The following is a 14,911-nucleotide window of genomic DNA, read 5'->3' as shown; positions in this document are numbered from 1 at the left end:
TCTAGCTCCAGCGCCCAGCCCCTCGAGGTCGCTTCGGCCTTGCTGACAATGGCAGAAAACGCCATTGCCTTCAAGTCCTCCAGCGCTTGTCGGGGCTAGAACGGGCGCTTGCGCTTTTCTATTTGTCTAGCTCCAGCGCCCAGCCCCTCGAGGTCGCTTCGGCCTTGCTGACAATGGCAGAAAACGCCATTGCCTTCAAGTCCTCCAGCGCTTGTCGGGGCTAGAACGGGCGCTTGCGCTTTTCTTATTGTTCAGACTCCTCTGCTCCTGCAGTACTGTGTGCTTCGTCGCAAAGAGATGGCCCAAACTGCCTTTGTGCCATCTCTTGCCTGTCGAACCTTAACGGCCGTTTCCGCTTTTCTTTATTACATCTTTGTAAGAGAAATGAAAGTAGATACGATAGAGTGAAAGTTTTTCTTCCGGCACAATAAGGTTAACAAAGAAAAGCGCAAGCGATTTCACTAATCGCCCGCTGGACCAGAAAACGGACGGAGGAACTATCGTGGAACATTTATATTCAGAGTACAATCGCTACATTTACCATTTATGCTTGAAACTGACGCGCAACAAAGCAGAGGCAGAAGATTTGATGCAGGAAGTCTGGCTCAAAGTTGTGCGCTATGAATCATCCATTCAGGAAGTGGAGCATGCAAAAGCTTGGCTTACAACAATTTGCATGAATACGTTCCGCGATCGCTACCGCAAAAACGTTCGCCGCAGCAAGCACATGATCCAGCAGCCAGAAGGATTGGATGTTTCCCTTCTTGATTTGATTGCGACAGACGAAGCAGGCGCAGTTGAATTATTGGAGCAGCAAGATGTATCCACCATGATCCGCACGAAAATTGCCGAATTGGATGCCATTTACCGGACGACGATTCTTTACTTCTATGTCCACCAATTGTCATTGATTGAAATTGCGGAAGCGATGAAAGTGTCGATCGGAACAGTGAAATCGCGTTTGTTCCGCGGCAAGCAGCGCCTAAAAGACATGCTGATTGAAGATGCACGGACACGTGAATACGTGACTGCTTAATTATGAACAAAAAAGCGGCGTATGACCCCGAGGGTATGTCCGTTTGCATTTGAAAAGAACCAACTCACCTAGAGTTGGTTCTTTTTGGCTGCATGAATTTAAATTATTTCCAATTCTTCCTGATATACTGAGAGGAGGAGGGAAGAATATGAAAAGAAAAGACTATCAGAATTGGAGCAAGAGAAAAAAGCGAACTGTGGGAGTGCTGGTTGTTTTTATTTTCTTATACATAGGCATCATGCTTTACCATACGTACAAACCGCTTCCTGAAGGCGTTGCCTATGAAGGTAAACTGCATTCGGTTGAAACGGTCGAGATGTTGTACGATTTGTCGTTTGCGCAAGATAAAAAAGGGACGGATATGAAACACGAGCTGCGGATTTTTGATGAAATCAATAACATGATTGATGAAGCCGAAGAATTTGTGGTGGTGGATTTCTTTTTGTTTGATAACTACAACGACCAAAAAACGGACTTCCCGAAAGTGGCGGATGCCTTAACCGACCATCTGTTGGCTAAAAAAGAAAAAGATCCAGAATTTCCGGTATATTTTATTACCGATCCTGTAAACAAAGGCTATGGTTCATATGAAAGTGAACTGTTCGACCGGTTAAAAGATGCGGGAGTTGAAGTCATTTACACGGATTTAAAAGGCTTGCGGGATTCTGTCCCGATTTATTCAGGAGCTTACCGCATGCTGTTTCAATGGTTTGACTTTGGCGACAAAGGCTGGATTGCCAACGGCATGTCAAAAGAAGCGCCGGACATGACGCTTTCGTCTTACCTGGAAATGATGAACGTAAAAGCCAATCATAGAAAAGCTGCCATCACCGAAAAAGAAGCGATCATCAGTTCCGCCAATCCTCATGATGCCAGCGGATTTCATGGCAATATGGCCTTTAAAGTGAGCGGGCCGGTCATCAACGATATGCTGACCTCAGAAGAAGCCGTGTCTAAATTGTCCGGCGGCCCGAATTTGCCGCGAATTCAAGCCAAAGAACAAGAAGGCCCTTACCAAGTCCAATACGTTACCGAGAAGAAAATTCTCGATGCCTTGGTTGGCGATATTGAAAAAACCAAAAAAGGCGACCAGATTTGGCTCGCCATGTTCTTCGTTTCTGAAACGGACATTTTGTCGGCATTAACCGATGCCGCCAACCGAGGCGTCAACGTCCACATGATTCTCGACCCCAACGAAAACTCATTCGGCAATAAAAAAACGGGGCTGCCAAACCGGCCTGCTGTCAATGAGCTGATCGAAGAATCGAGTGATCATCTGCAAGTCCGCTGGTATAACGCTGTTATTGGCCAGTTCCATACTAAGTCGATCATGATCCAGACTGAAGAAGAAACGTATATTTCCGGGGGGGCTGCAAATTACACAGAACGGGCGCTGGAGAATTACAATTTGGAGAACAATATCCGCATCATTGCCCCGAACGACAGCGCCTTGACGAAAGACATGACCAACTATTTTGATCGATTATGGGAAAACGAAGACGCACTGTATACGCTGCCGACCGAAGAATACCAAAGCAATTTTTCCTTTTTCCAGCGCAGCATCTACGGTTTTCAAAAACTGTTTAAATTAACGACATATTGAAAAACTCATGAGCCGCAGTTCAATGTGGAAAATCATCGTGCGATTCACTTGTATAAAATTGAAGTTAAATTCCATAACAATAATTATATTTTAAATATAGATATATTTTTATCGCAAAACGATAAAATTTGTGATAGAATTTATTTAACAACAAACAAGTGAGGTGCTTTTGATGAAACGGGAAACACTCTTTTTAAAGGTCGTTCTTTTTCTTATGTCTCTGCCAATTCTTGCTGTGTGCATCTTTGTGGTGCCGCCGCTCTCCTCTTTTATAGGGGAACTCTTGTCAAAGTGGTCGTTTTTGCAGTACGTCTTTTTAATCGCCATGTATGGAGCTGCAATTGCATACTTTGCAGCATTGTACCAGGCGTTCAAGTTATTGAGTTATATTGACAAGAACATTGCGTTTTCCGAGTCGTCGGTAAATGCGTTGAAGAACATTAAATACTATGCGCTGACAATCACCGGATTGTTTCTGGTGTGCCTGCCGATCATTTTGTATACAGCTGAAGTGGACGATGCTCCAGGCCTTGGCGGGCTAGGAATGGTCATTCCGTTCGGTTCATTTGTCATTGCGGTCTTTGCGGCTGTGCTTCAAAAAACGTTCCAGAATGCCATCGATATAAAATCTGAAAACGATTTAACGGTCTGAGGTGATACTATGGCAATTATTATAAATATCGACGTGATGTTGGCGAAGCGGAAAATGAGCGTAACCGAACTTTCAGAACGGGTTGGAATCACGATGGCCAACCTTTCGATCTTGAAAAACGGCAAGGCAAAAGCGGTTCGATTGTCTACGTTAGAAGCCATTTGCAAAGCATTGGACTGCCAGCCGGGGGATTTATTGGAGTACCGGAAAGAAGAAGACGCGGTAGGTGAATAAAAAAGGCGTGAAAAAAGAGCTTGGATGCTATCCAAGCTCTTTTTGTGTCGATTATTTTTGTTCTTGCGGCTGTCTGCCGGTATTGATCCATTCTTCAACGTTCCATACTTTCGTTGCCAAACCTTCGTAAAATTCCGGTTCGTGGCTGACAAGAACGATCGTGCCTTTGTACGCTTGCATCGCACGTTTCAATTCTGCTTTTGCATCGATGTCCAAGTGGTTCGTCGGCTCATCGAATAGGAGCCAGTTGCTTTCTTCAAGCATCAATTTGCACAAACGCACTTTCGCTTGTTCGCCACCGCTCAGTTGTGCCATCGAGCGGGAAATGTGTTCGCTTTTCAGTCCGGTGCGGGCAAGAGCGCCGCGCACTTGGCCTTGCTCCATGCTCGGATAAGCGGCCCAAATTTCGTCAAGCGGCGTATGAGTCGGCGCTTTGACTTCTTGTTCAAAATAACTCGGCGTCAAGTATTCGCCGCGGATCACTTCACCATCAAGCTGTTTGATCTTGCCAAGCATTGTTTTAAGAAGCGTCGATTTCCCAACGCCGTTCATGCCGACTAAAGCGATTTTCTCGCCGCGTTCAATCATGAAGGACAATGGCGGCATCAAGGGCTTGTCATAGCCGATGACCAATTCTTCTGCTTCGACCACATAGCGGCTCGGGCTGCGCGTTTCTTTAAACGCAAATTGCGGTTTTGCAGCAACTTCCGGTTTATCGATGCGGTCCATGCGGTCCAGCAATTTCTGGCGTGATTTTGCACGTCCCGTCGTTGAAGCACGCGCTTTGTTTTTGGCGATAAACGTTTCGGTTTTCTTGATCATATCGGATTGTTTTTCATAGGCATCCAAATGCTGTTGTTTTGCCAATTCTGCAAGTTCGATGAATTTCTCGTATGTCGCGGTATAGCGGCTTAAACGGGAAAACTCCAAATGGAAGATGACGCCCGTTACGCTGCTCATAAATTCCGTATCATGCGAAATCAATAGAAACGCATGCGGATAATTTTTCAAGTAATTGACGAGCCATTGAATATGCTCTTCGTCCAAGTAGTTGGTCGGCTCATCCAAAAGCAATACTTTCGGCTTTTCAAGAAGCAGTTTGGCTAACAATAATTTTGTCCGTTGTCCACCGGAAAGGGCTTCAACGTTTCGGTCTAATCCAATTGCGTCAAGGCCGAGTCCGCGTGCGATATCTTCAATCTTCACGTCAAGCGAATAGAAATCGCCAGCATCCAAAGCATCTTGCGCTTCCGCCATTTCTTCCAGCAATTCTTCCAAACGTTCAGGGCTGGCATCGCCCATCTGCATAGCGATGTCGTTCAATTCTTCTTCTTTTTTATACAAAGGCAAGAAAGCATCTTGCAAGGTTTCGCGAATCGTGCGTCCCGGTGTCAACTGTGTATGCTGATCCAAATAACCATAATGGGTTTTTGGCTGCCATTCTACACGGCCTTCATCGTGGATCAAATTCCCCGTCAAAATATTCATCATTGTTGATTTTCCGACGCCATTCGCGCCGACAAGACCCACATGTTCGCCTTCGACCAAACGGAATGACACATTGTTGAAAAGCGTACGGTCACCGAAAGTGTGGCTCAAGTTTTCTACTGTCAATAAACTCATTTAATAAATTCCTCCAAAATGTTAATAATAGGCAAGTGGCAAGGTGTCTCATATCAAAAAAAAATCGCGGCTACAATTCCGCGAGTTTTCGATTTAATTCGGCTAATCGTTGTTCCATTTTTTCTAAACGCTCTTCTGCTTGTTCGACCATGCGGGCATGTCCAGTCGTTTCCAACTTTTCAATATCCCCTTGATGGCGCACATAATCAGACTTCAAATCAGCAATTTCAAACTCGATTTCCTGCTTGTTCACAAAATCACCCTAGTTTTTCTATCATTATAGCACAGATTGCTGATTTTTGAATCCCGGAGGGCTTGCCGGTTTTATTCCTATTGAATAGCGGAAGGAGATTAAACCTCAGACTAAAGAATGAAATATGGAAATTTTAAGCTTTTTCGATACGTATCGGCAATCTTTCTTTGCTATGATAAAGTGAAGCGTTTTTCAACTAGAGTCAATCGGCATGTTGAAAAACTAACTAGAACAGACCAGGCGGAAACGCCTCGTATATATGTAACCAGGGAGGATTTCGTTATGAAAATTTTGTTAGTGGACGGTACGATCATAGGGAGCAAAACAGGAGCCATTTTAGAGCAGGTCCAAACCTATATTCAAGATTTCAATCCGGAGATGGAACTGAAAATTTTGCGGTTGGCTGATTTTGAACACCAATTTGTCGATGGACGCCCGCTTGCAGAGTACAACGACGATATGAGGGAAATTGTGCGCCGCTTTGAAAATGCGGATGGCTACATCATCGCATCTCCCATTTTCCAAGGTTCAATTCCGGGTGTCTTGAAAAACACCTTCGATATGCTGCATCCGCACACAATGCGCTACAAACCGGTATCAATCGTGGCCAATGGCGGCACGTATCAGCATCACTTGGTCATCGAAAATCAGCTCAAACCGATTCTTGACTATTTCCGCTGCCTCGTGACGCCGAACTACGTCTATACCCATTCCAGCCATTTCGACGCCGACAACACCATCATCGAAGACGATGTCCACAACCGTCTGCGCGAACTGGCCCGTGTCTTCGTCCAATACGCCGAAATGAGCCAGCATTTATCGAAAATCACGCTAGACAATCATTGATAGTGGAAAAAGCCTCCCATGGGAGGCTTTTTTTAGATTTAATGTTGCTGCTGAATCGGTTTTATTTCCAGTAAAAGGATTTACTTTCCGAAACTGGTTAAATACTTTCCAAATTCACTAAAATACTTTCCAAAATAGCTCAAATACTTTCCGAATTCGATGAAATACTTTCCGGACGTACTATTTTCTCCGGTATTAAATAAACTCGATCTTTGAAACTTCCTTGAAAGGGCATATTTGCCACTTTCATTAGTTTAGAAGCCGTCGATACAGATTCAATTCCGATAAATTCTCTAAAATCTCGGTTAGTGATGTGAGGACTTACTAACGAACGATATTGTTCTAGTGTATCCAGGTGTGCAAAAGAGTCGACATATGAACATTCTGCACAGCTCCATTTTCTGCGATGAAATTCCATATTTTGGCCAGGACATTTTGGACAAAGCACGCCTTTCACAAACCCGGCCGGCAACCGAGGCATCTCCAGTGGTTTTATGGAATGAAGGCTGTTCAGTTTTTGCGCAAGCTGCTTGGTTTTTGTTTTTGTCAAAATTTCTTCTGGGTGTTTCACTAACAGCTGCTCCATGAGATGCGGCAATCCGGAAGACTGGACCATGAGGCGCGTGCCAGGACGTGACTGAACGACGGAAGAAGGATAAGTGAAAACAATGGCGCCGATGACCGGCAATTTCAAACGCTGCTGCAATAAAAAATCTTCCAGCCATCTTTCATGTCGTCGCAATTGGTCATCCGGATTTCTCATGCCGTCGATGCTGCCGTCTTTATTGGTGCGGGAAAATTGACGCAGCTGCGGATCGAAATTCAAAAGCCCCGTAATGCTTTTGATCTCCAGCACGAAAACAAACCGGCTCGTCACGAGTAAGCTATCGATTTGATGGCTGGATGCGGGTTTTTGAATAAATAAGTCATGGATAAAAAAATGGGGAAGGTTCAAAGGAATCTCATGCCAAAGGGAATCGACTCGCTGTTCGCCGTGGAAGCCGGCGGTTATTCTGCGAAGTTTTTCGGTCCATTGGGGAAATAGGGGATGGACACTGGGTGTTCGTTGGATCAAGCTTTCAAGCTGGAAAATTTCTTGCGGCCTGCTTCTTTCTTTAAGAATCAATCAATCATCTCCTTTTTAAAAAATATAGCGCAACAAAGATCCTGTAGCAAGAACATTCTGATTTTTAACGAAGCCTTTATTTCCCCGAAAAAGGATTTACTTTCCGGAATCAGCAAAATACTTTCCAAAACATCTCAAATACTTTCCAAATCGAATGAAATACTTTCCAAAACCACTAAAATACTTGCCAAAAGCTCATAGAGCCCTAAGATGCTATAATAAACTCATTAGAAATGAGGGTGACAATCAATGAAATCAGTAGTTTTAGCAGAAAAGCCGTCTGTGGCGCGTGATATTGCGCGCGTATTGGACTGCACTCAAAAAGGCAATGGCTATTTTGAAGGCAAACAGTATATTGTCACGTGGGCACTCGGCCATTTGGTGACGCAAGCGCAGCCGGAACAATACGACAACGACTTCAAAGAATGGAAAATGGAGAATCTGCCAATTATCCCCCAGCCATTCAAACTCGTTCCAATTAAACAGTCAATGAAACAATATAACGCGGTCAAAGCGCAGCTCGCGAGAGGCGACGTCAACGAAGTGATTATCGCGACCGATGCAGGGCGCGAAGGGGAGCTTGTGGCGCGCTGGATTTTGGAGAAAACGAAAACACACAAGACGATCAAGCGGCTGTGGATTTCGTCCGTGACCGACAAAGCGATCAAAGACGGCTTCAAAAACTTAAAAGATGGCAAGGCGTATGAGAATTTATTCCAAGCAGCAGTCGCACGAGCAGAAGCGGACTGGGTCGTCGGCATCAACGCGACGCGCGCACTGACAGTGAAGCATAATGCGCAATTGTCGACAGGACGCGTGCAGACGCCGACGCTCGCCATGATTGCCGAACGCGAACAACAGATCCGCAGCTTCCAGCCGAAACCGTATTACGGCTTGCAGGCGATTACGGACAACGCGGCATTTACGTGGACAGACGGCAACTCGACGCAGTCGTTCGATAAGGACAAAATTGACAAGCTATTTACGAAACTCGACAACACGCATGAAGGCACAGTTTCGGATATTAAAATCACGCCAAAGCGCCAGTCGGCACCGCCTTTATTCGATTTGACGGAACTGCAAAAAGAAGCCTACAAGCGCTTCGGCTGGTCAGCGAAAGAAACGCTTAATACGCTGCAGGGCTTGTACGAGCGCTATAAAATCGTCACTTATCCGCGTACCGATTCCAAGCATTTGACGAGTGATATGAAAGACACGCTGAAAGACCGCGTCAAAGCGGTTCAAATGGGGCCGTACCGGGCGCTTGCCACTACGGTTTTGAAAAACCCTGTAGTTGCGCAAAAAGGGGTGATTGACGACGCGAAAGTGTCCGATCACCACGCAATCATCCCGACGGAAGAAACGCCGCCGCTCCACGACCTTGGCGATAAGGAACGGAAATTGTACGACATGATTGTCAAACGGTTCCTCGCGGTATTTTATCCGGTGCACGAATTTGACCAAACGACGGTAAAATTCGATGTTGCCGGCGAAACGTTCCAGACAAAAGGAAACACGATCCGCAGCGAAGGCTGGAAACGCATTTATAAAGAAGACGATGATGACAGCGATACAACCTTGCCGCCGTTTGAAAAAGGGCAGAAGCTCCACATCAAAGGCATTGCACTGACTGACGGCAAAACAAAGCCGCCCGCTTATTTTAATGAAGGAACGCTGCTCGGTGCGATGGAAAATCCGGCTCAGTTTATGGCCGGTGAATCAAAAGAGCTAATCCAGACATTGGGCGAAACCGGCGGGCTTGGCACCGTTGCGACGCGTGCGGATGTCATCGACAAATTGTTCAATACGTTCTTGATTGAGAAAAAAGGCAACGACATCATGACGACGTCGAAAGGGCGCCAACTGCTCGAACTGGCTCCGGAAGACTTGAAGTCGCCGAAGCTGACAGCAAATTGGGAGCAGCAATTGACGAAAATCGCCAAAGGCCAGCTGAAAAAAGAGCAGTTTATGAAAGAGATGGTCGCGTTTGCCGAGAAATCGGTGTCGGACATTAAAAAAAGCGATCAGAAATTCAAACACGACAACGTCACCGGCAAAATGTGTCCGGATTGCGGCAAGCCGCTTCTTGAAGTGAACGGCAAACGCGGCAAAATGAACGTCTGCCAAGACCGCGAATGCGGCTATAAAAAGCAAGTGGCGATGTTGACGAATGCCCGCTGCCCGAACTGCCACAAGAAATTGGAAATGCAAGGCGAAGGCGACGGCAAGATTTTCGTCTGCAAATGCGGCCACCGCGAAAAATTGTCGGCGTTTGAGAAACGTAAAAAATCCACTCAATCAAAAGCAACGAAAAAAGACGTCAATCAATACTTGAACAAGCAAGACGATGCGCCAGCCAACACGGCGATGGCAGATGCGCTGAAAAAGCTGCTCGGCCAAAATGATTAATAAAGGTTATATAAGTTGAACTTAAGAATCATCATGTCATACACCGCTTCGGTCGCTTTGGGCATGGCTTCCGCAATGAGCCGAGAAGACCACTCGTCTCATTGCTCCGCCTAGCCCGTGGACGCGCCGGCGCTAAGTAAGCTCATTAACGACAGCAAATGCTATCTATGTTGCAGTACTAACTAAGATATGGAGCAAAACAGCGGAGAAAACCATACTGCTCCTACAGCGCCTTGCGCTTCGTCGCAAAGACATCGACCGAACTACCTTCGGCCAATGTCTTGCCTGCGGGAAAGCGAGACAGCCGAGACCCCGCAAGGAGCAAAGCGACTGAGGAGGCTTGGCGCTCGCCCGTGGCAAGCGAAGCTGTTTTGCGGAATATCGATAGTAAAAGATTATTAGTTCAACTTATCTGGATAATGATATGCTGAAAAAACTGCCTGAAAGTTAAGGAGGCGCCATGGCGAAAAAGATTGCAAAAACCAATGCAGCACGCATCTTGGACAAAGAACAAATTGATTACGACATTCTTCACTACGAATCAAATGACGGGCTAGTCGATGGCGTGTCCGTGGCGGCAAAAATCGGCTACCCGGTTGAACAAGTGTACAAAACCTTGGTAGCTGCCGGGAGTTCAAAGCAGCATTATGTGTTCGTCATCCCGGTTGCCGATGAGCTGGATTTGAAAAAAGCGGCCAAGGCAGCCGGCGAAAAGAAAGTCGAAATGATTCCGGTCAAAGATATTTTAGGCTTGACCGGATACATTCGCGGCGGCTGTTCGCCTGTCGGCATGAAAAAGCCGTTTCCGACATTTGTATCTGAAAAAGCAAATGTGCTGGAGAAAATAATCGTCTCTGCAGGCAAAATTGGCATGCAGTTAAAGCTTGCGCCTCATGAATTGTTGAAAGCTGCCAATGGACGGCTGGCTGATTTGACCGCAGGGGAGGAATAAAAGCTCCACCCATTGAAAAAATGGGTGGTTTTTCTTATTAACTAGAGAGAGAAGGATTGGGATGAAACGATCTTTGTATTATCGCTGGCTATTTTTCTTGGTTGGGTTGATTGTGATGGCGCTTGGGTTTACCTTGACCATCAAAGGCAACAAGCTGGGGATTGGGCCTTGGGATGTTTTGCATGTCGGCTTGTATTTGAATTTCGGATTAACAATCGGCACATGGGCCATTATGGCAGGGTTAGCCATTATCGTCATCACAGCTGTAGCAACGCGGAAACTTCCGCAAATTGGAACGTATTTGAACATGCTGCTAGTCGGTGTATTTATCGACGTGTTTAATTTTCTTATTCCGAATTTCCAGACCTTAACCAGCCAAATTATTATCTTCATACTCGGTATCTTGTTAGCGGGAATTGGCATCGGCATGTACGTGGCGCCGAAAATTGGCGCAGGGCCCCGGGACAGCTTGATGCTGTTTGTGGTGCAGAAAACAGGAATGAGCATCAGTGTGGTTCGGGCGGGGCTTGAAGTGCTGGTTGCCCTTACCGGTTGGCTGCTCGGCGGGCCGGTCGGAATCGGTACCATTGCTGTCGCTTTAATCACGGGAAGAATCGTGCAGTTCACCTTGCCGTATTTTGAAAATCGCCTCAAAAACATCATTGGAAAAAACAACGGCATTCCGCCCATTTTAAAAATATAAGAAGCAATCCGGATAGTTGAAACACCCCCCTTATTTATGATATAAATAAACCCGAGTAAAACTATTGGGTTTGAAGGATAAACCCGCAAAAGGGGATTTCTTAAATGGGTTTGGAATTTGTGGAAATATTTGATGAGTGGGTTCACACTTACGACGATTCAGTTAATGGAAAAGACAAAGAATACGAAGATGTCTTCTTAAAATATAATGAAATTTTACAAACCGTTGCAGATGCTTCAATTGGCCCCGTCGTGGAATTTGGCGTTGGTACGGGCAACTTGACCCAAAAATTGCGCGAACGCGGGCTCGAAGTTGTGGGCGTTGAGCCGAATAAAGCCATGCGCGAAGTGACTGCAGAAAAAATGAGCGATGTTGCTATTATTGACGGGGACTTTTTAAACTTTCACACCGCAGTTGAACCAAAAACTTTTGTCAGCAGTTATGCGTTCCATCACTTGACCGACGCAGAAAAAGCGGAAGCGTTCAAGCTGTATGCGGAAAAACTTCCTGCAGGCGGCAAAGTGGTTTTTGCAGACACGGTGTTTAAATCTGACGAAGCTTATAAAGAAATGATAGAATATGAGAAAACACGCGGCCATAAAAACCTGGTCGAAGATTTAAACCGTGAATACTACACAACGCTGCCAATCATGCAAGAATTAATTGAAGCGGCAGGTTTTACTGTGGAATTCACACAGCTGAATAATTATGTTTGGTTGATTGACGCGACTAAAAAGTAAGAAGTGCGAAAAGTTTCACCAGTAATACTTAACACACCAATAAGGAGATGGGCACAAATGAAAAAAATGAATGTGGAAAGCTTTAACTTGGACCATACAAAAGTAGTGGCGCCTTATGTACGTTTAGCTGGTGAAAAAACCGGCGCAAATGGCGACACGATCCGCAAATACGATATTCGCTTCAAGCAGCCGAACAAAGAGCATATGGATATGCCTGGCCTTCATTCGCTTGAGCACATGATGGCGGAACACAGCCGCAACCATTCCGAGCAAATCATCGACATCGGGCCAATGGGCTGCCAAACAGGCTTTTATTTGTCGGTTATCAACCACGACGATTATGACGACATTTTGCGCATTTTAGAAAACACATTAAAAGATGTGATTGCGGCGGACGAAGTTCCGGCTTGCAACGAAGTGCAATGCGGCTGGGCAGCAAGCCACAGCTTAGAAGGCGCGAAAGAATTGGCACGTGAAATGCTGGCGAAAAAAGATGAATGGCGCCAAGTGTTCGCCGAAGAAACGGTCTAAGGAGAATGGACATGAAATTTGCTACAGGCATCCAGCAGTTGATCGGCAATACGCCGCTGCTGGAACTGACTCATATGGACATCCCGAACGGATGCCGGATTTTCGCTAAATTAGAGTATTTCAACCCAGGCGGCAGCGTGAAAGACCGTCTGGGCATTTCATTGATTGAAGACGCGGAGCGCCGCGGCGTATTGAAGCCAGGCGGCACGATGATTGAACCGACTGCCGGCAACACGGGAATCGGGTTGGCGCTTGCGGCAATCGGCAAAGGCTACAAAGTGAAATTCGTTGTGCCTGAAAAATTTAGCCAGGAAAAGCAATCGCTGATGCGTGCGCTTGGAGCGGAAGTCATCAATACCCCGACCGAAGCCGGCATGAAAGGCGCCATTGCGAAAGCAAACGAACTGGCAGAGCAGGAAAATGCTTTTTCGCCTTCGCAGTTTTCAAACCCGGCCAACCCGGAAACGTATGTCCGGACACTAGGGCCTGAACTGTGGGAAGCGTTGGATGGCAGTATCGATATTTTTGTCGCGGGTGCTGGATCGGGTGGAACATTCATGGGAACGGCCCGCTACTTGAAATCTAAAAACGAAGCCATCAAAACGGTCATTGTGGAACCGCAAGGCTCGATTTTAAACGGCGGAGAAAGCGGCCCGCATTTGACAGAAGGCATTGGCATGGAATTTTTGCCGGCGTATATGGATTCCACTTATTTCGGTTCGATTCATACAGTTACCGATAAAGAAGCGTTTGCTGCGCTTAAAGAATTAGCAAAACGGGAAGGCTTGCTTGTAGGAAGCTCATCAGGCGCAGCGTACGTCGCCGCATTGCGAGAAGCCGAAAAAGCCGAACCCGGAAGCCACATTGTCACCGTATTTGCCGACTCGAGCGAACGCTATATGAGCCAGGATATTTACGGTAGAACGTTCGAGGAGGAAAAATAATGAGAGCAAAAACAAGATTAATCCACGGCGGTATTTTTGGGGATGAAACGACTGGAGCTGTTTCAACACCGATTTACCAAGTCAGCACGTACAAGCAAGATGCAGTTGGTAAATTCAGAGGCTATGAATATTCACGCACTGGAAACCCGACGCGCCATGCACTTGAAGAATTGATTGCAGACGTCGAATACGGCCACGCCGGATTTGCCTTTGCATCAGGAATGGCGGCTATATCATCGGTGATGATGATGTTCTCTTCGGGCGACCATATTGTTTTGACAGATGATGTCTATGGCGGTACATACCGCGTGATGAATAAAGTCTTAAACCGTTTCGGCCTTGAATTCACGTTTGTGGATACAGGTGACCTTTCAGCAATCGAAGCGGCAGTGCAAGAAAACACAAAAGCAATTTTCATTGAAACACCGACAAATCCGTTGTTGAAAGTAACGGATATTGAAGCGGTAGCCACTTTTGCAAAATCGAAAGGGTTGCTGACAATTGTCGACAACACGTTCATGACGCCGTATTTGCAAAACCCGATTCGTTTGGGTGCAGATATCGTTTTGCATAGCGCGACTAAATACATCGGGGGCCACAGCGACGTGGTTGCAGGGCTCGTCGTAGTGAATTCTGCAGAGCTTGCCGAGCAGCTTCACTTTGTCCAAAACTCGATTGGCGCAGTGCTTGGGCCACAAGACTCTTGGTTGTTGATGCGCGGCTTGAAAACATTGGGCATTCGCATGGAAGAAACAAACGCCAATGCACTCAAAATTGCCCAGTTCTTGGATCAGCATGAAAAAGTCGGTTTGGTTATTTATCCAGGACTTGATTCGCATGTTGGACGCGACTTGATGCAAAAACAAGCGACTGGCTTCGGAGGCATGATTTCATTTGACGTTGGCAGCCGTGAAAAAGCAGGCGAACTCATTGCAAAACTAAAATACTTCACCCTTGCAGAAAGCTTGGGCGCGGTAGAAAGCCTGATTTCCGTTCCAGCACAAATGACGCATGCTTCAATTCCAGTCGAACGCCGCGGCGAACTTGGCATCGTAGACGGCCTTGTCCGCATCTCGGTCGGCATTGAAGACGTAGAAGACTTGATTGAAGACTTAACAAACGGATTAGCATAAGAATAATAAAAAATAGAAAAGCTGCAGCCCAACTTTGTTGGCTGCAGCTTTTTTTGGTTTTTCTGTTTGCAAAAGAAAAAAATTACATTATTAAAGGAAAAGCGGCTAAGCCGGATGGGGCGAAAA

At 46.1% G+C, this 14,911-nt stretch carries 15 protein-coding genes; 12 read left to right on the top strand and 3 right to left on the bottom strand.

All coding sequences use genetic code 11. The features are described from left to right. Positions 1-502: 502 nt before the first annotated feature. The 4 genes from ACRRQV_RS07980 (at position 503) to ACRRQV_RS07965 (ending at position 3,525) form a co-directional block, all read left to right on the top strand. On the top strand, positions 503-1,036 hold the full coding sequence (locus ACRRQV_RS07980) for an RNA polymerase sigma factor (RefSeq protein WP_432529460.1): 534 nt from the start codon (positions 503-505) through the stop codon (positions 1,034-1,036). Positions 1,037-1,184: 148 nt separating this feature from the next. Continuing rightward, entirely contained in the window at positions 1,185-2,639 is a 1,455-nt protein-coding gene (locus ACRRQV_RS07975; RefSeq protein WP_432529458.1) for a phospholipase D-like domain-containing protein, read from the top strand. A 169-nt stretch (positions 2,640-2,808) separates the two neighbouring features. Beyond that, entirely contained in the window at positions 2,809-3,291 is a 483-nt protein-coding gene (locus ACRRQV_RS07970; protein ID WP_432529456.1) for a DUF2975 domain-containing protein, read from the top strand. 9 nt (positions 3,292-3,300) lie between these two features. Then, positions 3,301-3,525: a helix-turn-helix domain-containing protein gene (locus ACRRQV_RS07965; RefSeq protein ID WP_432529454.1), complete on the top strand. Its 225-nt coding sequence runs from the start codon at positions 3,301-3,303 to the stop codon at positions 3,523-3,525. A 51-nt stretch (positions 3,526-3,576) separates the two neighbouring features. Here ACRRQV_RS07965 and ACRRQV_RS07960 read toward each other — a convergent pair whose 3' ends face one another. Continuing rightward, positions 3,577-5,148: an ABC-F family ATP-binding cassette domain-containing protein gene (locus tag ACRRQV_RS07960; RefSeq protein ID WP_432529452.1), complete on the bottom strand. Its 1,572-nt coding sequence runs from the start codon at positions 5,146-5,148 to the stop codon at positions 3,577-3,579. 70 nt (positions 5,149-5,218) lie between these two features. After that, complete coding sequence (locus ACRRQV_RS07955; RefSeq protein WP_432529450.1) at positions 5,219-5,401, bottom strand: SE1832 family protein; 183 nt, start codon at positions 5,399-5,401, stop codon at positions 5,219-5,221. 282 nt (positions 5,402-5,683) lie between these two features. On the opposite strand from ACRRQV_RS07955, the gene ACRRQV_RS07950 reads away from it, so the two are divergent. Next, positions 5,684-6,247, top strand: coding sequence for an NADPH-dependent FMN reductase (locus ACRRQV_RS07950; protein ID WP_432529448.1), 564 nt, complete (start codon positions 5,684-5,686; stop codon positions 6,245-6,247). A gap of 139 nt (positions 6,248-6,386) precedes the next feature. Here ACRRQV_RS07950 and ACRRQV_RS07945 read toward each other — a convergent pair whose 3' ends face one another. After that, positions 6,387-7,373 (bottom strand): NERD domain-containing protein, encoded by a 987-nt coding sequence (locus ACRRQV_RS07945; RefSeq protein ID WP_432529446.1) that lies wholly within the window; start codon positions 7,371-7,373, stop codon positions 6,387-6,389. A gap of 249 nt (positions 7,374-7,622) precedes the next feature. Between ACRRQV_RS07945 and ACRRQV_RS07940 the strand changes: the two genes are divergently transcribed. From ACRRQV_RS07940 to ACRRQV_RS07910, 7 genes are all read left to right on the top strand, one after another. After that, entirely contained in the window at positions 7,623-9,782 is a 2,160-nt protein-coding gene (locus tag ACRRQV_RS07940) for a DNA topoisomerase III (RefSeq protein WP_432529444.1), read from the top strand. A 460-nt stretch (positions 9,783-10,242) separates the two neighbouring features. Next, positions 10,243-10,734, top strand: a complete 492-nt coding sequence (gene ybaK, locus ACRRQV_RS07935; RefSeq protein ID WP_432529442.1) for a Cys-tRNA(Pro) deacylase — start codon at positions 10,243-10,245, stop codon at positions 10,732-10,734. A gap of 61 nt (positions 10,735-10,795) precedes the next feature. Next, positions 10,796-11,437 carry a YczE/YyaS/YitT family protein gene (locus ACRRQV_RS07930; RefSeq protein ID WP_432529440.1) on the top strand — a complete coding sequence of 214 codons (642 nt, stop codon included), beginning with the start codon at positions 10,796-10,798 and terminating at the stop codon, positions 11,435-11,437. A gap of 104 nt (positions 11,438-11,541) precedes the next feature. Continuing rightward, a complete protein-coding gene (locus ACRRQV_RS07925; RefSeq protein WP_432529438.1) occupies positions 11,542-12,177 on the top strand; it encodes a class I SAM-dependent DNA methyltransferase in 636 nt (211 codons plus the stop codon). A gap of 57 nt (positions 12,178-12,234) precedes the next feature. Beyond that, the gene (locus ACRRQV_RS07920; RefSeq protein WP_432529436.1) at positions 12,235-12,708 is read left to right on the top strand and encodes an S-ribosylhomocysteine lyase; all 474 of its coding nucleotides are present in this window, start codon (positions 12,235-12,237) and stop codon (positions 12,706-12,708) included. A gap of 11 nt (positions 12,709-12,719) precedes the next feature. After that, on the top strand, positions 12,720-13,652 hold the full coding sequence (locus ACRRQV_RS07915) for a PLP-dependent cysteine synthase family protein (RefSeq protein WP_432529434.1): 933 nt from the start codon (positions 12,720-12,722) through the stop codon (positions 13,650-13,652). Continuing rightward, entirely contained in the window at positions 13,652-14,785 is a 1,134-nt protein-coding gene (locus ACRRQV_RS07910) for a bifunctional cystathionine gamma-lyase/homocysteine desulfhydrase (protein WP_432529432.1), read from the top strand. The genes ACRRQV_RS07915 and ACRRQV_RS07910 overlap by 1 nt, the downstream gene beginning before the upstream one ends. Positions 14,786-14,911: the final 126 nt, after the last annotated feature.

The organism is Planococcus sp. YIM B11945 (assembly GCF_050864155.1).
Classification (GTDB): Bacteria; Bacillota; Bacilli; order Bacillales_A; family Planococcaceae; genus Planococcus.
Note: the sequence above shows the minus strand (reverse complement) of the source record. Positions and strands in the feature narration are given on the sequence as shown.